Raw genomic sequence first — 25,952 nt, forward strand, 5'->3', positions numbered from 1 at the left:
CCGGTTTCGCGGCCGGCGCGCGGCGATCGCGCGCCTCGAGCAGCGGCAGGCCGGCTTCCCCCGCCCAGCCCTGCGTGGCCAGCGCGACGACACCCACCGGGCGCATCCGCACGTCGTTCAGCATCTGGCGGATGTCCGCCAGCGCGACACGTTCGCCGTCCGCCAGGCGGCGGACGTCGATCGCGACGACATCGTCGGCGAAAAACTCGGGAGTCGCTTCGAAGCGCTTGACCAGTTCGGTACGCAACGCATCGAGATCGGTCGTCTTCACGGTGAACAGCAACGTATCGACCGATCCGCTGCGCAGCTCGAAGAATGGCGATTTTTTAAGCGACATGGACACTCTGCAAAAATTTTTTGCGTATTTTACAGGCGTCCACGCGCGCGGCCATTATTTTTGGGGAACCGGGTTGCGGCGCACCGGGCGGGTGCGCAACCGGAGAGCGGGCTGGCAAGCGGGCTGGCAAGCGGGCGACCGGACCTTCATCGCGCCGCGCGGCCCGCGTTCTGACGTCGCGTCAGTGTTTCACCTGCGACACGTACAGCGATTTCATCGCGCCGGGCATCCGCGCGATCGGCGCGTGTTCGCCGGTGTTGCCGAAACCCGCGCGCTCGTAGAAGCGGATCGCGTTGCGGTTCGCATCGGCAATCCACGCGTAGACGTCCTGGGCGCCGCGCTCGGCGAGCCAGGCGGTGGCCGTCTCCAGCAGCAGCACGCCGCCGCGCAGATGGCGCACCGCGTGCGCGACCCACAGCTCGCTGACGAACGCACGCCGCTCGGGCGTATTGTCGAAATACGCGCCGATCATGCCGGCCGGATGGCCTTCGGTATACAGCAGGAAAGTCGTCGACTCGTCGGACACGGCGCGCTGCGCGGCGATCGCCGACGCTGCGTCCGTTTCGACGTTCAGCAATTCGGCCTCCGGCGCTTCGCCGGGCGCGTAGGGCTCGCGCAGCGATGCAGCGCGGAGTTCGCGATACACGCCGCCCTGGTCGGCAACGATACGACGAACGGTCAAGGTCGAACTCATGCAGGCACACCCTTCGGACAGCAAGCTATTAGCTTCAACCGAAAGCGGGGCATGAGTCAAATCGTAATTTTCAAATGGCGGCGCGAATCGAAAGGCGGCAGGCACTGCGGGCGGCCATGCGGCCAACCCGTGTGCAGGTGCAGCATCGGCGCATCGATGCGGCAACCGGACGACCTCCGCGACGGCTTCATTCGACACCTGGCGCCAGTCGCCTTGCGGCACGAGGCAGCCGCAGGTCGGGGCCCGTGCATTTCATCATGAAAGGCGTAATGAACCGTAATATTGGTAACGTCGAAGCAAGCGACATGGGTCGCCATCCCGCTCCGCATATTGCGACGCAACATTTGTTGCGAACCCGCAGCGTCGATGCCCGTCCTCGTCACGGCACGCCATCCGTCTGACAAACCTGCCGCCCGCGCGGGCCGATCCGGCCATTCCCGCATGTTTCAATCGGCGTGCGCGGGCCCTTCCCTGCCTGCGCCGCACGCGCGCCGCCGTTTGGAGCCGCACGCCTAGTGCCGGAGTTTGGCAAGCGTGCACATGGGTCGTATAACAGGCAGAACCGGACGACGATCCGGTTCAACCGCGCGTGCGTCGCGGGCCAACGAGAATTCGAACAACCATACAGGCGGCCGCCTTCGGGCCGGCCGGCAGGAGGGAGACAATGGCAATGACCGACGGATCGGCTTCGGGCTGGTCGGATGGCAAGCGTTACCTGTGGCTGCTCGGCGCGCTGACGATCACGCTGCCGATTCTCGCCGCCCAGCTCGCGCTGTCGACGGGCCTGCACGTGTTCTGGTGGTTCGGCCCGCTGTTCGCGTTCGGCGTGATCCCGATCCTCGACACGCTGATCGGCGACGATCGCGACAATCCGCCCGAGGCCGAGGTGCCGCACCTCGAACGGGAGCGCTACTACCGGCTGATCGTCTATCTCGCGACCCTCGTCGAGTACGTCGCGTTCTTCGCGTGCGTATGGATCGTCGGCACGCACGCGCTCGCCTGGTACGACTATGTCGGTTTCGCGCTGTCGCTCGGCGCCGCGACGGGCATCTCGATCAATACCGCGCATGAACTCGGGCACAAGACCGACCGCTTCGAGCGCTGGCTCGCGAAGATCACGCTCGCGCCGGTCGCATACGGCCATTTCTACGTCGAGCACAATCGCGGCCACCATGTACGTGTCGCGACGGCCGAGGATCCGGCGAGCGCGCGCTACGGCGAATCGTTCTGGGCCTTCCTGCCGCGCACCGTGACCGGCAGCATCCGCTCCGCGTGGCGGCTCGAGAAGGCCCGCCTCGAACGCCTCGGGCATTCGCCGTGGACCTGGCGCAACGAGGTGCTGCACGCATGGGCGATGACCGTCGTCGTGTGGGGCATCGCGATCGCGATGGCCGGCAAGGTCGTGATCCCGTTCCTCGTGATCCAGGCCGTCTACGGCGCGTCGCTGCTCGAAGTCGTGAACTACGTCGAGCACTACGGGCTCGGCCGCCGCAAGCTGCCGAACGGCCGCTACGAACGCTGCACGCCGCAGCATTCGTGGAACAGCAATCACGTCGTCACCAACCTGTTCCTGTACCAGCTGCAGCGGCACGCCGACCATCACGCGAATCCGACGCGCTCGTACCAGGCGCTGCGCCACTTCGACGATTCGCCGCAACTGCCGGCCGGCTACGCGACGATGATCCTGTTCGCGTACGTGCCGCCGCTCTGGTATCGCGTGATGAATCCGCGGGTGGTCGCGCACTACGGCGGCAACATGGCGCAATCGAACATCAAGCCGTCGATCCGCGCCCGGGTGCTCGCGCAATATCCGGCCACGGCTTGATCGCGTGGGCCGGGCCGCTGGTGGCTTGGCGTCGGCGCGTACCGCCGACAGCCGATGCCGCGCCGGCCCCCGGCTTCGTTCGAGCCGGGCACGACGGCGCCCCCGTCACGCCATTTCCGGCAACCTGAACACGGCAACCGCATGCCGCAGCGCGCTCGCCTGCTCGGCGAGTGCCTGCGTCGCGGCCGATGCCTGCTCGACGAGCGCCGCGTTGCGCTGCGTCGCTTCGTCCATCTGCGTGACCGCGATGTTCACCTGCTGGATGCCGCCGCTCTGCTCCTGCGACGCGGACGAGATCTCGCCGACGATCGTCGTGACGCGCTGCACCGCGCCGACGATCTCGTGAATCGACTCGCCCGCCCGGCCGATCAGCACGGCGCCTTCGTCGACCCGCCGCGTCGACTGCTCGATGAGCCCCTTGATCTCCTTCGCGGCGGCGGCGCTGCGCTGCGCGAGCGTACGCACTTCCGCCGCGACGACCGCGAAGCCGCGCCCCTGCTCGCCCGCGCGCGCCGCCTCGACCGCTGCGTTCAGCGCGAGGATGTTGGTCTGGAACGCAATGCCGTCGATCACCGCGATGATCTCGCCGACCTTCGCCGAGCTGTCGGCGATGCCGTTCATCGTGCCGACGGCATCCGACATCACGCCGCCGCCGGCCGCCGCGATCGTCGATGCGTCGCGCGCCAGCTGCGCCGCGTGCTGCGCGTGCTCGGCCGACTGGCGGACGATGCCCGTGAGTTCGGTCATGCTGGCGGCCGTCTCCTCGAGCGACGCGGCCTGTGCCTCGGTACGCGCCGACAGATCATGATTGCCCGACGCGATCTGTGCGCTCGCCGTCGCGACGGCTTCGGCGTGCGTACGCACTTCGAGCACGACGCCCGACAGGCTCGCCTGCATCGTCCGCAACGCGCGCAGCAGGTCGGCGATCTCGTCGCGGCCGGCCGCGTCGACGTCGCGCGTCAGGTCGCCCTCGGCGACGGCCTGCGCGCATGCGACCGCGCGGTCGAGCGGACGCAGGATCGCGCGGCTGAACAGGAACGCACCGACCATCGCGACGCCGAGCACGACCAGCATCAGCACGAGGCTCGCGACAGTGGCGTGCTGCGCATCGCGGCTCGCCTGCGCCGACACGGCGGCACTCTCGTCGGCAATCGACTTCGCGGCCCGCTCCAGCAGCACCGCGGGTTCGCGATCGACGCCCGCCACGGCGGCATCGCCGGCCGACGGCTCGAAGCCGGCCGCCTTGAACGCGTCGAACCCGCGCCGGTAACCCTCGCCCATCGCCGTGTGCGCACGCATGAACTGCTCGACGAGCGAGCGGCTCTCGCCGGGCGGCAACTGATGAACGAGCTGCGCGGCGAGCGTATCGACCGTGTGCTCGCGCGTCTGGAACGCCTGCCAGTACTGGTCGAGCTTCGCGGGCTGCTTGCCGCGCAACAGCGTGTCTTTCCATTCCTGCACTTGCAGCTTGAACTGCACGAGCGTGGCCGACACGAGCCGTTCGTCGCCGACGTTCGTCTGCACGTCGTCGGCAAACGTATCGATCGATCGATTGAGAATATGGATGCCGTACAGCGCGCCGCCGAACATCAGCAGCAGCGCAACGGCAAATGCGAGGGGAATCTTGTAGCTCAGCTTCATGGGACCTTGGATCGACGGGAACGGTGCAGTCCGGCATGAGCGCCGGCCGCCCCGTGTTAACGGCGCAGCAAGCGCGGGCTTAAAGCTGAAGAAAGCGGCAAGGACAGGACGAGCACGCGCCCCGCGATCCGGACAGGCTGGACTGCCGACGCTGCCCACTGCGCAGCAAGACGTATGGGACACGGTCGCTATCGCATCGGCACATTCCGATGCATCGACGGTCGATGCTGTTGCCGCCGCCACGCCTTGAGACACACGATTGAGCAAGCCCAAAACGAAAAACCCCTTGATCCTTCCGGATCAAGGGGCTTCGTATTTTGGCGGAGAGGGTGGGATTCGAACCCACGGTACGGGGAAACCGTACGCCTGATTTCGAGTCAGGTACATTCGACCACTCTGCCACCTCTCCTTCCTTGCTGCTTTACTGCATTTCGCGTTTGGTCGTTTCCGCGAAAGAAAAGATTATAGAACGATCTCTTCGAATCTCACAAGCCCTTTTTGCAAATTTTTTTGCGAGGGATTGAAGCGATCGCCGGAGCGCGACGTTACGACGCCTGTGCCGGCGCGTCGATACGCTCGATGCCGCCCATGTACGGACGCAGCACTTCCGGCACCGTGACCGAGCCGTCCGCGTTCTGGTAGTTCTCCAGCACAGCGACGAGCGTGCGGCCGACCGCAAGGCCCGAACCGTTGAGCGTATGCACGAGTTCCGGCTTGCCCTGCGCGTTGCGGAAACGCGCCTGCATCCGGCGCGCCTGGAACGCCTCGGTATTCGAGCAACTCGAGATCTCGCGATAGGTGTTCTGCGCAGGCAGCCACACTTCGAGGTCGAACGTCTTCGCGGCCGAGAAGCCCATGTCGCCCGTGCACAGCGTGATCACGCGGTACGGCAGGCCGAGCTTCTGCAGGATCGCTTCCGCATGGCCGACCATCTCGTCGAGCGCCGCGTACGACGCATCCGGCGCGACGACCTGCACCATCTCGACCTTGTCGAACTGGTGCTGGCGGATCATCCCGCGCGTGTCGCGGCCATACGAACCGGCTTCCGAGCGGAAGCACGGCGAATGCGCGGTCAGCTTGATCGGCAGCGCGGAGCCTTCGACGATCGACTCGCGCACGGTGTTCGTCAGCGAGATTTCCGACGTGGAGATCAGGTATTGCGTGACCTTGTTCTCCTCTCCGCCCTTCTCGACGCGGAACATGTCGTCCGCGAACTTCGGCAGCTGGCCCGTACCGTACAGGATCTCGGGGTTCACGATGTACGGCGTATAGGCTTCGGTGTAGCCGTGCTGCTGCGTGTGCGTGTCGATCATGAACTGCGCGAGCGCGCGGTGCAGGCGCGCGATCGAGCCGCGCAGCATCGTGAAGCGCGCGCCGGCGAGCTTTGCGCCGGTCTCGAAATCGAGGCCGAGCGGCGTGCCGACGTCGACGTGATCCTTCACCTCGAAGTCGAACTGGCGCGGCGTGCCCCAGCGGCGCACCTCGACGTTGTCGGCTTCGTCCTTGCCGACCGGCACGCTTTCATGCGCGACGTTCGGCATACCGAGCATCAGGTCGGACAGGCGCGCCTGGATGTCGCCGAGCTTGGCTTCCCCCGCCTTCATTTCGTCGCCGATCCCGCCGACCTCGGCCATCACGGCCGATGTGTCCTCGCCCTTCCCCTTCATCGCACCGATCTGCTTCGACAGGCTGTTGCGGCGCGCCTGGAGCTCTTCGGTGCGGGTCTGGATCGCGCGGCGTTCCGCTTCGAGGGCGGAGAACGCGGCGATGTCGAGGGTGTAGCCGCGATCGGCGAGGCGCTTCGCGACGCCGTCGAGGTCTTTGCGCAGCAACTGGATGTCGAGCATGGGAGGACTTGGAAAATCGTTGTGTAAGACGGGAATTCTAACGCACCGCAGGGCCGCCAAGGCACTGGACGGACGGACTATGCTGCAAACGGGCGATGACCGTGGCGCGACGGCCATGGCAGTATCGCGTTGCCGGCCTGCCCGTCGTCACCCGCGAAATCGCGCCCGCATCGAAGCGCCGCGGATCGCGAAGCGCCCGCGCGGGCCCGCGGCGGCGCATCGAGCGAGGCGCCCGCCCCACGTCACAGCACCCCAAGGAACCCGATGGCCATCGAACTGGACAAGGAAATACGCGACCGCGCGATCGCGTCACTGCAACGCTATTTCACAGAAAACATGGACGAGCCGATCGGCAATATCCAGGCCGGCGCGCTGCTGCACTTCTTCGTCGAGGAGATCGGCCCGGTGATCTACAACCTCGCGATCGCCGACGCGCAGTCGAGCCTGCACACGCGCATCGCCGAACTCGACATCGAATGCCATCAGGAGCCGTTCGACTACTGGAAGAAGCAGCCGGCACGCAAGCGCTGACGCGAGCCACGACCACGCCGGCCGCCCCGGGCCGCGCCGTCAGTCCTTCTTGCCGGCTTCGCGATCGAGTTCGCGCAGCCACGCGAGCTTGTCGGCGATCTTCGATTCGAGCCCGCGCGGCACCGGCTTGTACCAGCGCGGTTCGCGCATCCCGTCCGGCAGGTACGTCTCGCCGGCCGCATACGCATTCGGCTCGTCGTGCGCGTAGCGATACGCGTGACCGTAGCCGAGTTCCTTCATCAGCCTGGTCGGCGCGTTGCGCAGGTGCACGGGCACCTCGCGCGACTTGTCCTGCTTCACGAACGCCATCGCCTGGTTGAACGCGTTGTAACCCGCGTTGCTCTTCGCCGCGCACGCGAGATAGATCACCGCCTGCCCGAGCGCGAGCTCGCCTTCCGGCGAGCCGAGCCGCTCGTAGGTTTCGGCCGCGTCGTTCGCCACCTGCAGCGCGCGCGGGTCGGCCAGGCCGATGTCTTCCCACGCCATCCGCACGATCCGCCGCGCGAGGTACTTCGGATCCGCGCCGCCGTCGATCATCCGGCAGAACCAGTACAGCGCACCGTCCGGGCTCGAACCGCGCACCGACTTGTGCAGCGCCGAGATCTGGTCGTAGAAGTTGTCGCCGCCCTTGTCGAAGCGCCGCGCGTTCAGCGTCATCGCGCTGCTGACGAAATCGGCGTCGATCGTCGCGACGCCGGCCGACGTGGCCGCCGTCTGCGCCTGCTCGAGCAGGTTCAGGAAGCGCCGCGCGTCGCCGTCCGCATAACCGACCAGCGTATCGATCGCCTTGTCGTCGAACGCGAGGCCGTCGAGCGCGATTTCCTGTGCGCGCTTCAACAACTGGCGCATTTCGTCGTCGTCCAGCGACTTCAGCACGTACACCTGCGCACGCGACAGCAACGCCGAATTGACCTCGAAGCTCGGGTTCTCGGTCGTGGCGCCGATGAAGGTCACGAGCCCCGACTCGACGAACGGCAGCAACGCGTCCTGCTGCCCCTTGTTGAAGCGGTGGATCTCGTCGACGAACAGGATCGTGTGGCGGCCGGTGCGGTTCAGCGTGTCCTTCGCCTGCTCCATCGACTCGCGGATGTCCTTCACGCCGCCAAGCACCGCCGACAGCGCGATGAATTCGCAGTCGAACGCGAGCGCGGTGAGCCGCGCGAGCGTCGTCTTGCCGACGCCGGGCGGCCCCCACAGGATCATCGAATGCGGCTTGCCCGATTCGAACGCGAGCCGCAGCGGCTTGCCTTCGCCCAGCAAATGCGTCTGGCCGATCACCTCGGCGAGCGTCTTCGGCCGCAGCGCCTCGGCGAGCGGGCGGCGCGGCTCGACTTGAAACAGATCGGACATGAACCCTCGCTCCACATCAAACGGTCGCGGCCGAACCGGCCGCCGGACCCGACATTATGACAGCCGCGCGACGGCACCGCCGTGCCTGCTGCCCGTGCCTGCTGCCCGTGCCTGGTGCCCGCGCCTGGTGCCCGCGCCCGGTGCCCGCGCCCGAAAACAACACGGGCCTGCCGTCGCCGGCAGGCCCGTTGCGAAAAAGCGGCGTGCGGCGCCGGTCAGCCGGTAATCACGTCGGCGCCCTTCGGCACGACGAACTTGAACGTATCGCCCTTCAGCGGCGGATTCGTCTGGATGTTCGTAAACGTCAGCAGCGTGACGTTGCCGAACACGTCGTGCAGCTCCATCGCGGCGAGCGTGCCGTTGCGAAAGCCGATGCCGATCCGCTGGAACTGCGTATCCTGCGCCTTCGGCAGCATCTCGAGCCACTCGATGCCGCCCTTCTCGCCGGCATCGCGCAGCGTGTAGCTCTTGTCGAGATCGTTGCTGCCGAACAGGATTGCGGCCGGGCTCGCGCCCAGCGCGCCGTTCAGCTTGCGCTCGGTCACCTGGTTCAGGTCGCGGTCATACACGTAGAGCTTCTCGCCGTCGGCCTGCAGCACCTGCTGGTACGGCTTCTGGTACGTCCAGATGAACTTGCCCGGGCGCGCGAACACGAACGTGCCGCTCGAATTGTCGGTGGGCTTCGGCACGGCCTGCGCGGCGCTCGCGCCCTTCGCCGGTGCCTTGACGATCTGCTGCGTGAAGTCGCCCTTCGCCGAACGCACCTGCGACACGAACGCCTTCAGTTGCTCGGTGCCGCCCGCGAACGCGTGCGTCGCCGCGAGCATCAGCGATGCGCCGGCGAGCGCCGCGCCGAGCCAGCGCCGCGTCGAACGAAGAGACATTGCGAACGAATGTTGCTGCATATTGCGGTTTTCTCCCTGGGTGGCCGGCGCCGCGAACGCCGCGGACTCATTCCGCGTCGCGCGCCGGCACAAGAATTTCGCGGTTGCCGCTCGACGACATCGCCGACACGAGCCCCGACTGCTCCATCTGCTCGAGCAGCCGCGCCGCGCGGTTGTAGCCGATCCGCAGGTGCCGCTGCACGAGCGAGATCGACGCACGGCGGTTCTTGATGACGATCTCGACCGCCTGGTCGTACAGCGGATCAGACTCGCCGCCGCCTTCGCCGGTTCCCGCGCCGGCCGAGCCCTCGTCGCCGTCGGCGGTGCCGCCCTCGAGCAGCCCTTCGACGTAGTTCGGCTCGCCTTGCTCCTTGAGCTTCTCGACGACGCGGTGCACTTCGTCGTCGGCGACGAACGCGCCGTGCACGCGCACCGGCAGCCCGCTGCCCGGCGGCAGGTACAGCATGTCGCCCATCCCGAGCAGCGATTCGGCGCCCATCTGGTCGAGAATCGTGCGCGAGTCGATCTTCGACGACACCTGGAATGCGATCCGGGTCGGCACGTTCGCCTTGATGAGGCCCGTGATCACGTCGACCGACGGACGCTGCGTCGCGAGGATCAGGTGGATGCCGGCCGCGCGCGCCTTCTGCGCAATCCGTGCAATCAGTTCCTCGACCTTCTTGCCGACGACCATCATCAGGTCGGCCAGCTCGTCGATCACCACGACGATGTTCGGCAGGCGGCCGAGCGGCTCGGGATCTTCCGGCGTCAGGCTGAACGGGTTCGGCAGTTTCTCCTCGCGCTTCGCGGCCTCGTCGATCTTGTTGTTGTAGCCCGCGAGGTTGCGCACGCCGAGCTTGCTCATCAGCTTGTAGCGGCGCTCCATCTCCGCGACCGTCCAGTTCAGCGCGTGGCCGGCCTGGCGCATGTCGGTGACGACCGGGCACAGCAGGTGCGGAATGCCTTCGTAGACGCTCATTTCGAGCATCTTCGGATCGATCAGGATCAGGCGCACCTGCTCGGCGGTCGCTTTATACAGCAGCGACAGGATCATCGCGTTGATCCCGACCGACTTGCCCGAGCCGGTCGTACCGGCGACCAGCAGGTGCGGCATCTTCGCGAGATCCGCGCACACCGGCTTGCCGCCGATGTCCTTGCCGAGGCTGAGCGTGAGCGCCGACGATGCGGCCGCGTACACCTCGGAACCGATGATCTCGGACAGGTGAACCGTCTGGCGGCGCTGGTTCGGCAGTTCGAGCGCCATGTAGTTCTTGCCGGGAATCGTCTCGACGACGCGGATCGACACGAGCGACAGCGAGCGCGCGAGATCCTTCGCGAGATTGACGATCTGGCTGCCCTTCACGCCGGTGGCCGGCTCGATCTCGTAGCGCGTGACGACCGGGCCCGGATACGCGGCCACGACGCTCGCCTCGACGCCGAAATCCTTCAGCTTCTTCTCGATCAGGCGCGACGTGAATTCGAGGGTATCGGCCGAAATCGCCTCCTGCGCCTTCGGCGCGGGGTCGAGCAGCGACACCGGCGGCAGCGTCGAATCGCCCGGCAGGTCGGTGAAGAGCGGCACCTGGCGCTCGCGCTCGACGCGCTCGGACTTCGCCGGCGTGACGACCGGCGGCACGATCGTCACGGGCTCGTGATCCTCGATGCGCACGCGTTCCTCTTCGACCTTGCCTTCGCGGCGCACGGCCGCGGCCTCGCCGAGCTTGCGGTCGCGCTCGGCCTCGCGGCGCAGCTTCGCGACATTGACGGCGGACAGGATCGCACCGCCGACGCGCTCGGCGACCGACAGCCACGAGAAGCGGAAATACAGCGACAGGCCGATCGCGAGCAGGATCAGCAGCAGCAGCGTGCCGCCGGTGAAGCCGAACGCGTGCGACATCGCGCCCGCCACGGCCTCGCCGATCACGCCGCCCGGCGCGCGCGGCAACTGCACCTTCAGCGACCACATGCGCAGCGCCTCGATGCCGTCGCACGCCAGCACGACGAGCACGAACGCGAAGATTTCGGTGAGCCAGCCGATCGGCCGCTCGGGTTCGTCCACGACCGCCTCGTGACGCGTGATGCGGCGGTAGTTGACGGCGATGCGCCGCGCGAGCGGCACGATCAGCCAGTAGGCCGACAGGCCGAACAGCAGCAGGATGATGTCGGCCGTCCAGGCGCCGACGCGGCCGGCCCAGTTCGAGATGTGGTCCACCTGGGCGGCGTGCGTCCAGCTCGGATCGCGCCGGCTGTAGCTCAGCAGGGCCATCACCAGAAATGCGCAGAGCGCGACCTGGAGAATCCAGCGGATCTCCGTGAGGAGCTTCGACATCCGGTGCGGCAACGCCTGTGCCTGGGCGGAATAAGGAGCTTTTGCCATGAATCCGTATAAAGAGGACGGGCTGCGCGCCCGCCTGTCGTTCGATCCCGCATATTGTAAGCGCTGCACCGGGCCGCCAAGTGTAAATGACGGTTACATAACAGGGCCGAGGTACGGCCGGCGCGGCGCATGCTCTCCGCGGCAGCCCTTTCTGCCTTTCACTCCGGTGCGCGGTCCGGCCGCCCGCCCGCAGCCGCGCCGCCCCGGGCGGGTGCCACGCCCCGCCCGCCCCGGATGCGCGACCGTTGCGCCGCGAGACACTATCGCCGCGATTGAAACTCTCGTTCGGCAACGCAGCAACGGGGCCTTTATAATGCGCGTCTGATACCCATCTATGACGGCATCCCGGTCAACCCGGATCGTACGGCGAGCCCTACCCCGCCCGCCGCAGCCGACTTTTACGGATTCGCACATGTCCACGCCCAAACACGCCAAAGTCCTGATTCTCGGTTCCGGCCCCGCCGGCTACACGGCTGCCGTCTACGCGGCACGTGCCAACCTGTCCCCGGTGCTGATCACCGGCATCGCGCAGGGCGGCCAGCTGATGACCACGACCGACGTCGAAAACTGGCCGGCCGACGCGAAAGGCGTGCAGGGTCCGGAGCTGATGGCGCGCTTCCTCGAGCACGCCGAGCGCTTCAACACCGAAATCGTGTTCGACCACATCCACACCGCGAAGCTGCACGAGCAGCCGATCCGCCTGATCGGCGACTCGGGCGAATACACGTGCGACTCGCTGATCATCGCGACCGGCGCGTCCGCGCAGTATCTCGGCCTGCCGTCCGAAGAACACTTCATGGGCAAGGGCGTGTCGGCCTGCGCGACCTGCGACGGCTTCTTCTATCGCGGCCAGGAAGTCGCGGTGATCGGCGGCGGCAACACGGCCGTCGAGGAAGCGCTCTACCTGACGGGCATCGCGAAGAAGGTCACGGTGATCCATCGCCGTGACAAGTTCCGCGCGGAGCCGATCCTGATCGACCGCCTGCTGGAAAAGGAAAAGGAAGGCGCCGTCGTGATCAAGTGGGATCACGTGCTCGACGAAGTGACCGGCGAGGATTCGGGCGTCACGGGCCTGCGCATCAAGAACGTGAAGACCGGTGCGACGGAAGACCTCAGCGTGCAGGGCGTGTTCGTCGCGATCGGCCACAAGCCGAACACCGACCTGTTCCAGGGCCAGCTCGAGATGAAGGACGGCTACATCCTGACGAAGAGCGGCCTGCACGGCAACGCGACGTCGACGAGCGTGCCGGGCGTGTTCGCCGCCGGCGACGTGCAGGACAACGTGTACCGCCAGGCAATCACCAGCGCGGGCACGGGCTGCATGGCCGCGCTCGACGCGCAGCGCTACCTCGAAAGCCTGCACGACAAGAAGTAAGCCGCGAGACCGCTCGCGCCGGGCGCTACAATGGCGTCCGCTGCCGCGAAGCGGGCTCGACCGGAAAGCCGCTGCCGCCGTGCAGCGGCTTTTTTTTGCCCGCGCGCCCGAACGCGCCTGCCCTGCGTACCGAATCATGGCGAAGAACCAGCCCCATCCGAGCGATCCCGCGAAGCGGCAGATCGCCGCCCGTCCCGCGAACCCCGCGCCCGTCGTGCCGGCGCCCGCGCCCGATCCCGCCGCATTGCGCGGCCAGGGGCTCGCGGGCCTCGGCGCGTTGCGCAAGTCGCTGCAAGGCGAAGCCGATCGCCGCGAACGCCAACGCGTCGAAACGGCCAAGGCCGAGCGCAAGGCGGAAGCCGACGCGAACCTGTTCCGCAACGAGATCGGCGCGATCCAGCCGCTCAATGCCCCGCCGCGCGCGGCCGCCGGCCGCACGCCGCCCGACCCGGTGCCGAAGCAGACGCAGCGCGACGAGGAAGCCGTGCTGAACGCGACGCTGTCCGACGAATTCGATCCCGAGACGCTGCTCGACAGCGACGACTCGCTGTATTACCACCGCCCCGGCATCAGCCGCGACGTCGTGCGCAAGCTGAGGAGCGGCGCGTGGATCGTGCAGGCGCAGATCGACCTGCACGGGATGCGGCGCGACGAGGCGCGCGACGCGCTCGCCGAATTCATCCGCGAAGCCGGCAAGAAAGGGTTGCGCTGCCTGCGCGTGATTCACGGCAAGGGGCTCGGCTCGATCGGCAAGGAACCCGTGCTGAAGGGCAAGGTGCGCGCGTGGCTCGTGCAGAAGGAGGAAGTGATCGCGTTCTGCGAGGCGCGCGGCCACGACGGCGGCGCGGGCGCGGTGCTGGTCCTGCTGCAGCCGTTCGCGGCACCCGCCGACCGGGGGCCGCGTGCCGCATCCTAGGCTGACGCTCGCGATCGCGATACTGGAGGCGATCGCCACGCTGGCCTTTGCGATCTCGGGCTTCATCGAGGCGCGCAAGAACCGTCTCGATTCGGTCGGCACGTTCGTCGTCGCGCTCGCCACCGCGTTCGGCGGCGGCACGCTGCGCGACATCCTGCTCGAGCGCCGGCCGTTCTACTGGGTCGTGCACGACGACTACGTGATCGCGATCTTCGTGCTCGCGCTGTTCGCGCCGTTCGTGCTGCGCATGCTGTCGCGGCTGTCGGCCGAGCGGCTGCTGCTCGTCGCCGATGCGATCGGGCTCGGGATCTTCAGCATCTCGGGCACGGCGATCGCGCTCGATGCCGAGATGCCGCGCTTCATCGCGGTGATGATGGGCGTGATTACCGGCGTGGTCGGCGGGATCATCCGCGACGTGCTGTGCAACGACATCCCGCTGATCCTGCGCGATTCGCGGCCGTACGCGACCTGCGCGTTCGTCGGCTGCTGGTTCTACCTGCTGCTCGTGTGGCTGCAGTTCGATTCCGTGTACAGCGTGCTGCTCGCGACCGGATTCATCCTCGTCGCTCGGCTCGCGACCTTCAAGTTCGACGTGCGGCTGCCGCACTGAGCGGCTCGATCCACCGCAGCGCCCCATCTCGGCAGTCCACCGCTTAACTTCGCTCGAGGCGAATCCCCCATGCGGCGTCGAGAACATTAGGTCGTTTCGCGCCTTCGAACGCATCAACAGCCCTCACGATGTCACCTCTCACTGATCAAATGTAACGCGACGACTCCAGGCGGAAATCTCAAAATAAACTGGTTGCAAACATCCGTCGATTGCGCAACACTGCGAAAGCAATTCGTAATAAACGTTTATCGATTAGTTATCCAAATAAATTTGAAGGAGAAATATCGGATGAGGGAATTGACCATCAGGGAACTGGATCTCGTTTCTGGCGCCACTTGGGCAGGTGATATCGCCATGAGTGCGGCAACCGGCTGGGCAGGTGCTGTCGCAGGCTTTGGCATCGGCGGCGTGATCGGGGGCCCCGTAGGCGGCATGGTCGGCGGCGCGATCGGTTTTGGAATCGGAGTGGCTGCGGGCGCAGGTTTCTCTGCAAGCGGCGGCACATTCGGACGTGAACCAGCTGGCACGGACTACTCGGGCTGCAACTACCATTAAAATGCCAGACGCTTCACGACACTAAAATACCCGGAAGGAAACTTCGTGAGCATTCAATTTTCCGTTGAACCCTCGATATTCGAGAGTCAATATCAAGAAAAGAAGCCCCTCCTTATGAGGGGGGCAGCTTCGACCAAGAATTTCTCCTGGAGAGATGCAAACGAAATTCTTGCAAGAAGCGATGCCTCCTCGAAGGATTTCAAAATTTCATATAATGGAATCCGTCCAAAGCATGAGTACGTCGAGAGCTATCTGGACGTCGGAACGCTACGGCATCGGTTGATCAAGCCTGTCGTATATGACTTCCTGCGCAAAGGCGCGACGTTGATCGCGAATAAAATTACCGATGAGCCGCTGATATATAAGTTCGCACGCGCTATCGCACAGTACACTGAACGGCGGATTGTAAGTAGCGCATATGCGGCGTTTGGGACGAAGGATTCCTATCGCTGTCATTGGGATACCCGCGATGTCTTTGCCATACAACTCATCGGACGTAAGCGCTGGATTCTATATGAACCGTCTTTAGAGCTACCTCTCTACACCCAACAAAGCAGAGACTACGAGCACCTACACCCCTGCCCCTCCGAAGCGTATATGGACACTGTCCTGGAGCCTGGTGACGTTTTGTACATTCCACGTGGATGGTGGCACAACCCGTTACCGCTCGGCGGTGGAACGTTCCATCTGGCTCTGGGTACCTTCCCAGCATATGCGATTGATTATCTGAGTTGGATCGTGGCCCAAATGCAGGATTTTCTATCTGCTAGAAAGGCACTTATCGGTGGGGAGCAAGATAGTGACTTGATGGGCACCCTCGCAAAGGACTTGAACTCTTTGATCATGGACCCCAAAACATACGCAAGATTCATCGACGAATTCATTGGAGCAACTCGAATTGAGACCCCACTTGCAATAGATATTTTTGGCAATGGTCAAATTGATGTGATAAGCGACCAAACACCTTTGCGAATTGCAACGCAGGCACCATACCACGGTCTTGCCGACCACTACATTATAGCAAACGGAACCAAGGTTAGCCTCAGCACACAAAGTATTCCATTGATTACAACGATCATCGAAAATCCAGGAATCTTAATGAATGATTTAAAATTCCGCCACCCCGAGCTCGACGGGAATCAAATCGCAAAATTAATAACCGACCTCTGTCACCAGGATATTATTGAGATAGCCCACTCGTGACGCGACACGTCAAATTTTCACCGGACACCAATTCAGCCATTTCTCAAGGCCACGACCATTCGATCTCGTTCCGCCCGACACTTCCGAAAATACTTACTTACACCCGAAAACGGCGATGAAAACAATCCCATTCCTGTTCATCCTTCGAATGATTGTTCCAGAGCTGAAATCCACTTCCGAAAATGAAATTCATTCCGTTATCGATAGCGCAAAACTAACCTCGAAAGATCACACAAAGAAACGCTACCGGCAATGCTTCGTTGCGTCCATTTTTGTTCCATTCCTTGTGCTGTTCCCCATCTTCTTTTCACTCAACCTGTTCTCTGCAGGACATAGAATGCTGTTCGTACCGATTCTAAGCGCTGCCTCGGTCTACCTGAGCTTACTCATGCTCTCCGTTCTAGGCTCCGTTATATTTGCCCCCGATGTTCGTAGGAAACTGAAATCCAACCGTCGCTTTCGTCAGGTCGATTGACGTCGTTTCATCAACTCGTGACGCTATTTTTTGCCTAGTGACCGAGGATCTGGCGAAACTCTCTCATCACGCCCGTGGAAGGTACAAGGTGGGGAAACGAGATGTTTTTTCGCACTTATGAAAATTCGGAGCGCGTTCGCCGACGCCCGGAAGTTGCGCGTATCGGCAGTGAGTACCGGCATCGCCCGCCGAAAACGCAAAGGGCCGTCAGAGATATGACGGCCCTTTGCTTTCTCGGTGAGACGTGCGACGTCACGCGATCCGCTCTTCCGAAGCCGGATCGAACAGCACGGCCTTCGACACGTCGAACAGCAGCGACTGCGTCTGCCCCGGCTGCGGGTTCGCGGCCGGATGCACGCGGCTCACGATCCGCTTGCCGTTCACCTGCGCGAACACGTGCGTGTCCGGCCCGGTCGGCTCGGTCACGTCGACGCGCACGTCGATCGGCTGCAGCTTCGACGCCTCGCCGTGGTGGGCGTTGCGCGCATCGGTGATGCGCTCCGGACGCAGCCCGAGGATCACCTCGCGGCCGACGTGGCCGTTCATCCGCTTCGCGTCGAACGGCAGGTTCAGCGCGCTGCGCGCGAGGCCCGTGTCGATCTCGAGCGCGATCCCGCTGCCCTGCTCGACCAGCTTGCCGTTGATGAAGTTCATCGGCGGCGCGCCGATGAAGCCCGCGACGAACAGGTTCGACGGCGAATCGTAGATCTCCTGCGGCGCGCCGAACTGCTGGACCACGCCGTCCTTCATCACAGCGATCCGGTCGCCGAGCGTCATCGCCTCGATCTGGTCGTGCGTCACGTAGACGATCGTCGTGCCGAGGCGCTGGTGCAGCAGCTTGATTTCCGCGCGCATCTCGATGCGCAGCTTCGCGTCGAGGTTCGACAGCGGCTCGTCGAACAGGAACAGCGACGGATCGCGGGCGAGCGCGCGGCCCATCGCGACACGCTGGCGCTGGCCGCCGGACAGCTGGCCCGGCTTGCGGTCGAGCAGGTGCTGGATCTGCAGCATCTGCGACACGCGGTCGACGATCTGCTGCTGTTCGCTCTTCGGCACCTTGCGGATGTTCAGGCCGAACGAGATGTTCTCGCGCACCGTCATCGACGGGTACAGCGCGTACGACTGGAACACCATCGCGATGTCGCGATCCTTCGGCGACAGGTCGTTGACGACCTTGCCGTCGATGCAGATCTCGCCGCTCGTGACCGTCTCGAGCCCGGCGATCATGTTGAGCAGCGTCGATTTCCCGCAGCCCGAACCGCCGACCAGGATCAGGAACTGTCCGTCCTCGATCTCGATGTCGACACCCTTCAGGACCGGCACCCCGTTCGGGTAGGTCTTGTACACGTCACGGATGGAAAGGCTTGCCATGCTGTGAATCCTCTGTCTCGTCTCGCGCGGCGCACTCGGGCGCCGCGTCGGGTTCGTTTCGATGCGCCGCGCGTGGTGCGCGGCCGGTTCGTCGTATCGGATAAAGCCGCGCCTACCCCTTCACCGCGCCCGCCGTCAGCCCGCGCACGAAGTAGCGGCCGGCGACGATGTAGACGAGCAGCGTCGGCAGCGCGGCGATGATCGCGCCGGCCATGTCGACGTTGTATTCCTTCACGCCCGTCGACGTGTTGACGAGGTTGTTCAGCGCAACCGTGATCGGCATCGAATCGACGCCGGAGAACACGATCCCGAACAGGAAGTCGTTCCAGATCTGCGTGAACTGCCAGATCAGGCACACCATGAAGATCGGCAGCGACACCGGCAGCAGGATCTTCGTGAAGATCGTGAAGAAACCCGCGCCGTCGATGCGCGCGGCCTTCACCAGCTCGGCCGGCACGCTCACGTAGAAGTTGCGGAAGAACATCGTCGTGAACGCGATCCCGTACACGACGTGCACGAACACGAGGCCCGGAATCGTGTTCGCGAGGCCCAGCATCCCCTGCAGGCGCGCCATCGGCAGCAGGATCACCTGGAACGGGATGAAGCAGCCGACCAGCATCATCGTGAACAGCGCGTCGGCGCCGCGAAAGCGCCAGTGCGTGAGCACGTAGCCGTTGAACGCGCCGATCAGCGACGAGATCAGCACGGCCGGGATCACCATCTGCAGCGAGTTCAGGAAGAACGGTTTCATGCCGTCGCAGCGCACGCCGGTACAGGCGCCGCTCCACGCCTTCACCCACGGGTCGACGGTCCACGTGGTGGGCGGCGTCAAGAGGTTGCCGGTGCGCAGCTGGTCGAGGTCCTTGAACGACGTCGACAGCATCACGTAGATCGGGAACAGGAAATACAGCGCGAACAGGATCAGTGCCGCGTAGATCACTGCCCGGCTGATCGTCATCTTAGGCTGCATTGCGGGTGCTCCTCGATTCCATATACATCAGCGGCACCAGCACCGCCACCACGGTCGCGAGCATCATCACCGAGGATGCCGCGCCGAGCCCGAGCTGGCCGCGGTTGAACGAAAACGTGTACATGAACATGGCCGGCAGCGACGACGACGTGCCCGGCCCGCCCGCCGTCAGCGCGACGACGAGGTCGAAGGTCTTGATCGTGATGTGGCAGAGGATCAGCAGCACCGAGAAGAACACCGGGCGCATGCTCGGGATCACGATCTTGCGGTAAATGGTGGGCAGCGTCGCGCCATCGACCTGCGCGGCCTTGAAGATCTCGGCGTCGACGCCGCGCAGCCCCGCGAGGAACAGCGCCATCACGAAGCCGGTCGACTGCCACACGGCCGCGATCACCACGCAGAAGATCGCCTTGTCCGGATCGTCGAGCCAGCCGAACGAGAAGCTCGTCCAGCCCCAGTCGTGCATCACCTTCTCGAGGCCGAGGCCCGGGTTCAGGATCCACTGCCATGCGGTGCCCGTGACGATGAACGACAGCGCCATCGGGTACAGGAAGATCGCGCGCAGCGCGCCTTCGTTGCGGATCCGCTGGTCGAGCAGGATCGCGAGGAACAGGCCGAGCCCCACGCAGATCGCGATGAACGGAATCCCGAACCAGCCGAGGTTCGCGGCGGAGGTCCACCACACGTCGTTCTGGAACAGGTCCGTGTAACGGCCGAAGCCGTCGAATTCGTAGTTGGGCAACAGCCGCGAGCGGGTCAGCGACAGATAGCCGGTAATCAGGATGAAGCCGTAGATGAACACCACGGCGATCGCGACGCTCGGCGCGAGCACGAGCTTCGGGATCCAGCGATCGGCGAAGGCCGACATCGGCGACGTACGCCGTGCGGCGGCAGCGCCGGATCCGTTTCCGCTAAGAGGGGCAGCCACTTGATTCGACTCCTGGAACGAGGGCGACGCAGGCCGTGCCGGCGCCGGGTACGACACGGGCCCGCGGGCGAGCCCGTTTGCTGCACATGCAAAAACGCCCGGCCGATGAAGCGTTTCCGGCCGGGCGCCTGGCGCGCGTTACTTGACCTTCGCGGCCTTCGCGAGCGCGGCGACCGCGCTCTTCGAATCCTGCTGCGAGTTCATGAACTTCGTCACGACGTCGGTGATCGCGCCGGCGGTCGCATCGCTCTGCGCCATGCCGTGTGCGAGCGACGGCACGAAGCCGCCCGACTTGATCGCGGTCTGCTCGTCGGCGTACGACTTCTTCGCGCAATCGTCGAACTTGTCCATCTTCACGCCGAGACGCACGGGCACCGAGCCCTTCAGCAGGCTGAACTGCTCCTGGAAGTCCGGCGTCATGATCGTCTTCGCGAGTGCGAGCTGGCCCGGCGTCGCGTTCTTCTCGCCCTTCTGCTGGAAGAACACGAACGAGTCGACGTTGAACGTGTACGAATTCGCGGTGCCCGGCACCGGCGCGCAGACGTAGTCCTTGCCCGCCTTCTTGCCGGCGTTCTCGAACTCGCCCTTCGCCCAGTCGCCCATGAACTGCATGCCGGCCTTGCCGTTGATGACCATCGCGGTCGCGAGGTTCCAGTCGCGGCCGTTACGGCCGGTATCGAAGTAACCCTGGATCTTGCGCACCGTGTCGAACACGGACAGCATCTGCGGCGACGTCAACGTCGCCTGGTCGAGGTCGACCAGCGCCTTCTTGTAGAACGCCGGGCCCTGCGACAGCACGACGTCTTCCCACAGCGTCAGGTCCTGCCACGGCTGGCCGCCCATCGCGACCGGCTGGATACCCGCGGCCTTCAGCTTGTCGGCCACCGCGAAGAATTCAGGCCAGGTGGTCGGCACCTTCGCGCCGACCTTGTCGAGCGCGGCCTTGTTGATGTACAGCCAGTTCACGCGGTGCACCGAGAACGGCGCCGCGACGGTGTGGCCCTTGTACTTGATGATCTTGTCGATTTCCGGCGGCAGGTTCTGCTTCCAGTCGCCGGCAGCGGAATCGATGTTGACGAGCACGCCCTGGTCGGCCCAGTCCTGGATCAGCGGGCCCTTGATCTGCGCGGCCGACGGTGCGTCGCCGCTGATCACCTTGGTCTTCAGCGCGGTCATTGCCGCTGCGCCCGCGCCGCCCGCGACCGCGAAGTCCTTCCACACGTAGCCCTGCTTCTGCACGTCGTCCTTCAGCACGCCGACGGCCTTCGACTCGCCGCCCGAGGTCCACCAGTGCAGCACCGTTACATTCTCGGCTGCCTGCGCCGCCACGGCGCCAGCCATCAGACCTGCCGCGCAGAGCGCGCCCATGATCGAGCGAACTTTCATTACTTATCTCCTCCAGACTGAATCAACTCGTGAGGTTCCCTGACCGGGAACCGGCTTCTTGATAAACGACGGGGAAATCGAGCCGCGGGACGCATGCAGCGTACGGGGCCGATGACCGGCCGGGCTCTTACAGAAAGCGTGAATCGAGATTCAACGGCGTGTCTCCTCTTTGTGTTTCTGGCCCGCCGCGATGCTGCGGCGCGAGCCCGGGGCTAACGGCGCGCGGACGATGCGCGCCGTCAATGTCCGATAACATTCGGCACAAGGCGTTCCCGAAGGCGAAGCTCGCGCAGTTCATCGACCGCACTTCTTTTTTTCTTCACCCAGGTGCTACCCCTTGCGGCGGATTGTAGTTAAACTACAATTCAGTGTCAAAAATATTTTTATCGCACTACGGATCGCTTCCCAGCACCCCCAACACGGCGGAGACACATGCATACCGATTCCAGCTTTACCTTCGTACTTTTCGGCGGCACCGGCGATCTGTCGATGCGCAAGATCCTGCCCGCGCTGTTCGAAGCGCACCGTGCGAACATGCTGGCGGAGAGCGGCCGGATCGTCGCCGTGGCGCGTCACGAATCGGATCGTGCGGGTTATCTCGAATGGGTCGACACGCACGTGAAGCCGCACGCGGAGAAAGCCGCCGGCAAGGCGCTCGACGAAACCGCGTGGAAGTCCTTCCTCGATCGCATCGAGTATGTAAAGCTCGACCTCGGCCGTGCGGAAGACTACGTCGTGCTGCGCGACGCGATCGCATCGCTGCCCGGCATCCGCGTGTTCTATCTCGCGACGGGCCCGTCGCTGTTCGTGCCGATCTGCAAGGCGCTCGCGTCGGTCGGCCTGAACGAAGGCTCGCGCATCGTGCTCGAGAAGCCGCTCGGCTACGACCTGAAGTCGTCGAATGCGATCAACGACGCGGTCGGCGAGATCTTCGCGGAAGGCCAGATCTACCGGATCGACCACTACCTCGGCAAGGAGCCGGTACAGAACCTGCTCGCGCTACGTTTCGGCAATGCGCTGTTCGAGCCGCTGTGGCGCCGCGAATGGGTCGAGAGCATCCAGATCACGATCGCGGAAGAGCTCGGCGTCGAGGCGCGCGGCGATTTCTACGACAATACGGGCGCGCTGCGCGACATGGTGCAGAACCACCTGCTGCAGCTGCTGTCGATCGTCGCGATGGAGCCGCCGCATTCGATGGATTCGGATTCGGTGCGCGACGAGAAGCTGCGCGTGCTGCGCGCGCTGAAGCCGATCGATCCGCGCGACATCGGCAAGGTTGCCGTGCGCGGCCAGTATCATGCGGGCGTGATCAAGGGCGCGCAGGTGCCGGCCTACGCGACCGAGCCAGGCGTGAAGCCCGACAGCCAGACCGAAACCTTCGTCGCGCTGAAGGTCGAGATCGAGAACTGGCGCTGGGCCGGCGTGCCGTTCTTCCTGCGCACCGGCAAGCGGCTGGCCGACCGCGTCGCGGAGATCGTCGTCAATTTCCGCCCGGTGCCGCACTCGGCGCTGGGGCCGACCGCGCTGCGCCCCGGTGCGAACCGTCTCGTGATCCGGCTGCAGCCGAACGAGACGATTCGCCTGTACTGCCTCGCCAAGCAGCCGGGCGAAGGGATGAACCTCGCGAGCGTGCACCTCGACCTCGCGTTCGACCAGTTCTTCAAGGAAGGGCAGATGGAGGCGTACCAGCGCCTGCTGCTCGACGTGATCAACGGCCGGCTCGCGCTGTTCGTTCGTCGCGACGAACAGGAAGCCGCCTGGCAGTGGGTCGAGCCGATCCTGAACGAATGGGCACGCACGCTGAAACCGCCGAAGCCGTATGCGGCGGGTACATGGGGGCCGGCCGCGTCGAGCGCGATGCTCGCGCAGCACGACACCTGCTGGCTCGAAGAAGAAAACTGATACAAACCGTTGCCGCGTACGCCACCGTACATCACGATTCGTACGATTTGAACAGACAAAGCAGTCCGGAGGAGATGTGATCGAGATCCACGCTTTCGACACCCAGGAAGCGCAAAGCGAAGCGCTCGCGCGCGCCGTCGGCGATGCGCTGCGCGCCGCGCTCGCCGGCCCCGCGCGCCCGACGCTCGCGGTGTCCGGCGGCACGAGCCCGCGCCCGTTCCTGCACACGCTGTCGCACGCGGCGCTCGACTGGGCCGGCGTAGACGTCACGCTGGTCGACGACCGCTGGGTGCCGGACGACGACGCGGCCAGCAACGCGCAACTCGTGCGCGACACGCTGCTGCAACACGCAGCGGCCCCTGCCCGCTTCCTGCCGCTCGTCGACACGCGCAGCACGCTCGATGCGCACGTCGCCGCGCTCAACGCGAACGCTGACTACCGCGTGCCGACCGTCGCGGTGCTCGGCATGGGCGAGGACGGCCACACCGCGTCGATCTTCGCCGACGCGCCCGAATGGGATCACGCGATCACGACACCCGAGCGGTTCGTCGCCGTGCATCCGGGCGCCGCGCCCCATGCACGCGTGAGCTATTCGCTCGATGCGCTGAAGCGCGTCGACCGGCTGTTCCTGCTGATCGCGGGCGCCCGCAAGCGCGACGTGCTCGACGCCGCGGCCGCATCGCTGCAGAAGAACGCGATTTCCCAACTGGCCAACGACAAGGGGACCCAGCTCGATGTCTACTGGTGCGCAAAGTAAGGCCGTTGTCGCGGGCCAGCATGCCGACGGCCCGCGCCTGCTCGCGGACGTCGGCGGCACCAACGCGCGTTTCGCGCTGGAAACCGGCCCAGGCGAGATCACGCAGATCCGCGTCTATCCCGGCGCCGACTATCCGACGATCACCGACGCGATCCGCAAGTATCTGAAGGACGTGAAGATCAACCGCGTGAACCATGCGGCGATTGCGATCGCGAACCCGGTCGACGGCGACCAGGTCACGATGACCAACCACGACTGGAGCTTCTCGATCGAGGCGACGCGCCGCGCGCTCGGCTTCGACACGCTGCTCGTCGTCAACGATTTCACCGCGCTCGCGATGGCGCTGCCGGGCCTGACCGACGCGCAGCGCGTGCAGGTCGGCGGCGGCGCGCGCCGCCAGAACAGCGTGATCGGGCTGCTCGGGCCCGGTACCGGGCTCGGCGTGTCGGGGCTGATTCCGGCCGACGATCGCTGGATCGCGCTCGGCAGCGAGGGCGGCCACGCGTCGTTCGCGCCGCAGGACGAGCGCGAGGATCTGGTGCTGCAGTACGCGCGCAAGAAGTTTCCGCACGTGTCGTTCGAACGCGTGTGTGCGGGCCCCGGCATGGAGATCATCTATCGCGCGCTCGCCGCGCGCGACAAGAAACGCGTCGCCGCGACCGTCGACACGGTCGAGATCGTCGAGCGCGCGCATGCGGGCGACGCGCTCGCGCTCGAGACGGTCGAATGTTTCTGCGGGATTCTCGGCGCGTTCGCGGGCAGCGTCGCGCTGACGCTCGGCGCGCTCGGCGGCGTGTACATCGGCGGCGGCGTCGCGCTGAAGCTCGGCGAGCTGTTCACGCGCTCGTCGTTCCGCGCGCGCTTCGAGGCGAAGGGCCGCTTCACGCACTATCTCGAGAACATCCCGACCTACCTGATCACCGCCGAATACCCGGCGTTCCTCGGCGTATCCGCGATCCTCGCGGAGCAGTTGTCGAACCGCTCGGGTGGTGCGTCGTCGGCCGTGTTCGAACGGATCCGCCAGATGCGCGACGCACTGACGCCGGCCGAGCGCCGCGTCGCCGATCTCGCGCTGAACCATCCGCGCTCGATCATCAACGACCCGATCGTCGACATCGCGCGCAAGGCCGACGTGAGCCAGCCGACGGTGATCCGCTTCTGCCGCTCGCTCGGCTGCCAGGGCTTGTCGGACTTCAAGCTGAAGCTCGCCACCGGCCTCACCGGCACGATCCCGATGAGCCACAGCCAGGTGCATCTCGGCGACACGGCCACCGACTTCGGCGCGAAGGTGCTCGACAACACGGTGTCGGCGATCCTGCAGCTGCGCGAGCACCTGAACTTCGAGCACGTCGAGAACGCGATCGAGATCCTGAACGGCGCGCGGCGCATCGAGTTCTACGGGCTCGGCAACTCGAACATCGTCGCGCAGGACGCGCACTACAAGTTCTTCCGCTTCGGAATCCCGACGATCGCGTACGGCGACCTGTACATGCAGGCCGCATCGGCCGCGCTGCTCGGCAAGGGCGACGTGATCGTCGCGGTGTCGAAGTCGGGACGCGCGCCCGAGCTGCTGCGCGTGCTCGACGTCGCGATGCAGGCCGGCGCGAAGGTGATCGCGATCACGTCGAGCAACACGCCGCTCGCGAAGCGCGCGACCGTCGCGCTCGAAACCGACCACATCGAGATGCGCGAATCGCAGCTGTCGATGATCTCGCGGATCCTGCATCTGCTGATGATCGACATCCTCGCGGTCGGCGTCGCGATCCGTCGCGCATCGACCAACGGTGAGTTGCCGGAGGCCGTCGCGCAGGCGCGCGCGCGGGCGAGCGACGACGAAACGGCCGACGTGCTCGACTGGTTGAGCCACGGCGCGTCGCCGGCGGCGAAGGACGTCGCGCGGGACTGACGCTTCGGCGAAACACCGTCGATCCACGACACCCCGAACGCTGGATTCAAGCCCGGCGTTCGGGGTGTTTTGCATGAGCGGCACCAGCGCAAACAACAGCGGCGCGACAGGC

At 65.2% G+C, this 25,952-nt stretch carries 21 protein-coding genes, 1 tRNA gene and 1 pseudogene; 11 read left to right on the plus strand and 12 right to left on the minus strand.

What is annotated here, in order from left to right; all coding sequences use genetic code 11:
• Positions 1–337: pseudogene (locus L810_RS37845) on the minus strand (septum site-determining protein MinC); the annotation flags it as partial.
• 181 nt (positions 338–518) lie between these two features.
• Positions 519–1,031, minus strand: coding sequence for a GNAT family N-acetyltransferase (locus L810_RS37850; RefSeq protein ID WP_021163425.1), 513 nt, complete (start codon positions 1,029–1,031; stop codon positions 519–521).
• 664 nt (positions 1,032–1,695) lie between these two features.
• On the opposite strand from L810_RS37850, the gene L810_RS37855 reads away from it, so the two are divergent.
• Entirely contained in the window at positions 1,696–2,856 is a 1,161-nt protein-coding gene (locus L810_RS37855; protein WP_021163428.1) for an alkane 1-monooxygenase, read from the plus strand.
• A gap of 105 nt (positions 2,857–2,961) precedes the next feature.
• Here L810_RS37855 and L810_RS37860 read toward each other — a convergent pair whose 3' ends face one another.
• The 3 genes from L810_RS37860 to serS all read right to left on the minus strand — a co-directional run bounded on the left by L810_RS37860 (position 2,962) and on the right by serS (position 6,344).
• A complete protein-coding gene (locus tag L810_RS37860) occupies positions 2,962–4,497 on the minus strand; it encodes a methyl-accepting chemotaxis protein (protein ID WP_021163429.1) in 1,536 nt (511 codons plus the stop codon).
• A 318-nt stretch (positions 4,498–4,815) separates the two neighbouring features.
• Positions 4,816–4,906, minus strand: a tRNA-Ser gene (locus L810_RS37865).
• 136 nt (positions 4,907–5,042) lie between these two features.
• Positions 5,043–6,344 carry a serine--tRNA ligase gene (gene serS, locus L810_RS37870; RefSeq protein ID WP_021163430.1) on the minus strand — a complete coding sequence of 434 codons (1,302 nt, stop codon included), beginning with the start codon at positions 6,342–6,344 and terminating at the stop codon, positions 5,043–5,045.
• A gap of 264 nt (positions 6,345–6,608) precedes the next feature.
• Between serS and L810_RS37875 the strand changes: the two genes are divergently transcribed.
• On the plus strand, positions 6,609–6,875 hold the full coding sequence (locus L810_RS37875; RefSeq protein ID WP_021163431.1) for a DUF2164 domain-containing protein: 267 nt from the start codon (positions 6,609–6,611) through the stop codon (positions 6,873–6,875).
• A gap of 39 nt (positions 6,876–6,914) precedes the next feature.
• Here L810_RS37875 and L810_RS37880 read toward each other — a convergent pair whose 3' ends face one another.
• The 3 genes from L810_RS37880 to L810_RS37890 form a co-directional block, all read right to left on the minus strand.
• Positions 6,915–8,225: a replication-associated recombination protein A gene (locus tag L810_RS37880; RefSeq protein WP_021163432.1), complete on the minus strand. Its 1,311-nt coding sequence runs from the start codon at positions 8,223–8,225 to the stop codon at positions 6,915–6,917.
• Between the two features lie 215 nt (positions 8,226–8,440).
• A complete protein-coding gene (gene lolA, locus L810_RS37885) occupies positions 8,441–9,130 on the minus strand; it encodes an outer membrane lipoprotein chaperone LolA (RefSeq protein ID WP_021163433.1) in 690 nt (229 codons plus the stop codon).
• A 46-nt stretch (positions 9,131–9,176) separates the two neighbouring features.
• On the minus strand, positions 9,177–11,486 hold the full coding sequence (locus L810_RS37890; protein ID WP_021163434.1) for a DNA translocase FtsK: 2,310 nt from the start codon (positions 11,484–11,486) through the stop codon (positions 9,177–9,179).
• Positions 11,487–11,898: 412 nt separating this feature from the next.
• Here L810_RS37890 and trxB point away from each other — a divergent pair, with 412 nt between their 5' ends.
• The 6 genes from trxB to L810_RS47810 all read left to right on the plus strand — a co-directional run bounded on the left by trxB (position 11,899) and on the right by L810_RS47810 (position 16,620).
• Positions 11,899–12,861 (plus strand): thioredoxin-disulfide reductase, encoded by a 963-nt coding sequence (gene trxB, locus L810_RS37895; protein ID WP_021163435.1) that lies wholly within the window; start codon positions 11,899–11,901, stop codon positions 12,859–12,861.
• A gap of 136 nt (positions 12,862–12,997) precedes the next feature.
• Entirely contained in the window at positions 12,998–13,777 is a 780-nt protein-coding gene (locus L810_RS37900) for a Smr/MutS family protein (protein ID WP_021163437.1), read from the plus strand.
• The gene (locus L810_RS37905; protein WP_011351253.1) at positions 13,764–14,387 is read left to right on the plus strand and encodes a trimeric intracellular cation channel family protein; all 624 of its coding nucleotides are present in this window, start codon (positions 13,764–13,766) and stop codon (positions 14,385–14,387) included. The genes L810_RS37900 and L810_RS37905 overlap by 14 nt, the downstream gene beginning before the upstream one ends.
• A gap of 288 nt (positions 14,388–14,675) precedes the next feature.
• Positions 14,676–14,942: a hypothetical protein gene (locus L810_RS37910; RefSeq protein ID WP_042977914.1), complete on the plus strand. Its 267-nt coding sequence runs from the start codon at positions 14,676–14,678 to the stop codon at positions 14,940–14,942.
• A 45-nt stretch (positions 14,943–14,987) separates the two neighbouring features.
• Positions 14,988–16,145, plus strand: a complete 1,158-nt coding sequence (locus L810_RS37915) for a JmjC domain-containing protein (RefSeq protein ID WP_042977915.1) — start codon at positions 14,988–14,990, stop codon at positions 16,143–16,145.
• A 115-nt stretch (positions 16,146–16,260) separates the two neighbouring features.
• The gene (locus L810_RS47810) at positions 16,261–16,620 is read left to right on the plus strand and encodes a hypothetical protein (RefSeq protein ID WP_155635045.1); all 360 of its coding nucleotides are present in this window, start codon (positions 16,261–16,263) and stop codon (positions 16,618–16,620) included.
• 252 nt (positions 16,621–16,872) lie between these two features.
• Here L810_RS47810 and L810_RS37920 read toward each other — a convergent pair whose 3' ends face one another.
• From L810_RS37920 to L810_RS37935, 4 genes are all read right to left on the minus strand, one after another.
• A complete protein-coding gene (locus L810_RS37920; protein ID WP_021163438.1) occupies positions 16,873–17,991 on the minus strand; it encodes an ABC transporter ATP-binding protein in 1,119 nt (372 codons plus the stop codon).
• A 112-nt stretch (positions 17,992–18,103) separates the two neighbouring features.
• Positions 18,104–18,961, minus strand: coding sequence for a carbohydrate ABC transporter permease (locus L810_RS37925; protein ID WP_011544828.1), 858 nt, complete (start codon positions 18,959–18,961; stop codon positions 18,104–18,106).
• The gene (locus L810_RS37930) at positions 18,951–19,889 is read right to left on the minus strand and encodes a carbohydrate ABC transporter permease (RefSeq protein WP_042977917.1); all 939 of its coding nucleotides are present in this window, start codon (positions 19,887–19,889) and stop codon (positions 18,951–18,953) included. Before L810_RS37930 ends, L810_RS37925 begins: the two co-directional genes overlap by 11 nt.
• Positions 19,890–20,027: 138 nt before the next feature.
• Entirely contained in the window at positions 20,028–21,275 is a 1,248-nt protein-coding gene (locus tag L810_RS37935; protein WP_021163441.1) for an ABC transporter substrate-binding protein, read from the minus strand.
• Positions 21,276–21,707: 432 nt separating this feature from the next.
• Here L810_RS37935 and zwf point away from each other — a divergent pair, with 432 nt between their 5' ends.
• The 3 genes from zwf to L810_RS37950 all read left to right on the plus strand — a co-directional run bounded on the left by zwf (position 21,708) and on the right by L810_RS37950 (position 25,840).
• Positions 21,708–23,177, plus strand: coding sequence for a glucose-6-phosphate dehydrogenase (gene zwf / locus L810_RS37940; protein WP_021163442.1), 1,470 nt, complete (start codon positions 21,708–21,710; stop codon positions 23,175–23,177).
• 76 nt (positions 23,178–23,253) lie between these two features.
• Positions 23,254–23,934: a 6-phosphogluconolactonase gene (gene pgl, locus L810_RS37945; RefSeq protein ID WP_021163443.1), complete on the plus strand. Its 681-nt coding sequence runs from the start codon at positions 23,254–23,256 to the stop codon at positions 23,932–23,934.
• Positions 23,912–25,840 (plus strand): bifunctional transcriptional regulator/glucokinase, encoded by a 1,929-nt coding sequence (locus tag L810_RS37950; RefSeq protein WP_042977919.1) that lies wholly within the window; start codon positions 23,912–23,914, stop codon positions 25,838–25,840. The genes pgl and L810_RS37950 overlap by 23 nt, the downstream gene beginning before the upstream one ends.
• Positions 25,841–25,952 lie beyond the last annotated feature (112 nt).

The sequence above is a fragment of the Burkholderia sp. AU4i genome, from assembly GCF_000466765.1.
In the GTDB taxonomy this organism is placed as follows: Bacteria; Pseudomonadota; Gammaproteobacteria; order Burkholderiales; family Burkholderiaceae; genus Burkholderia; species Burkholderia cepacia.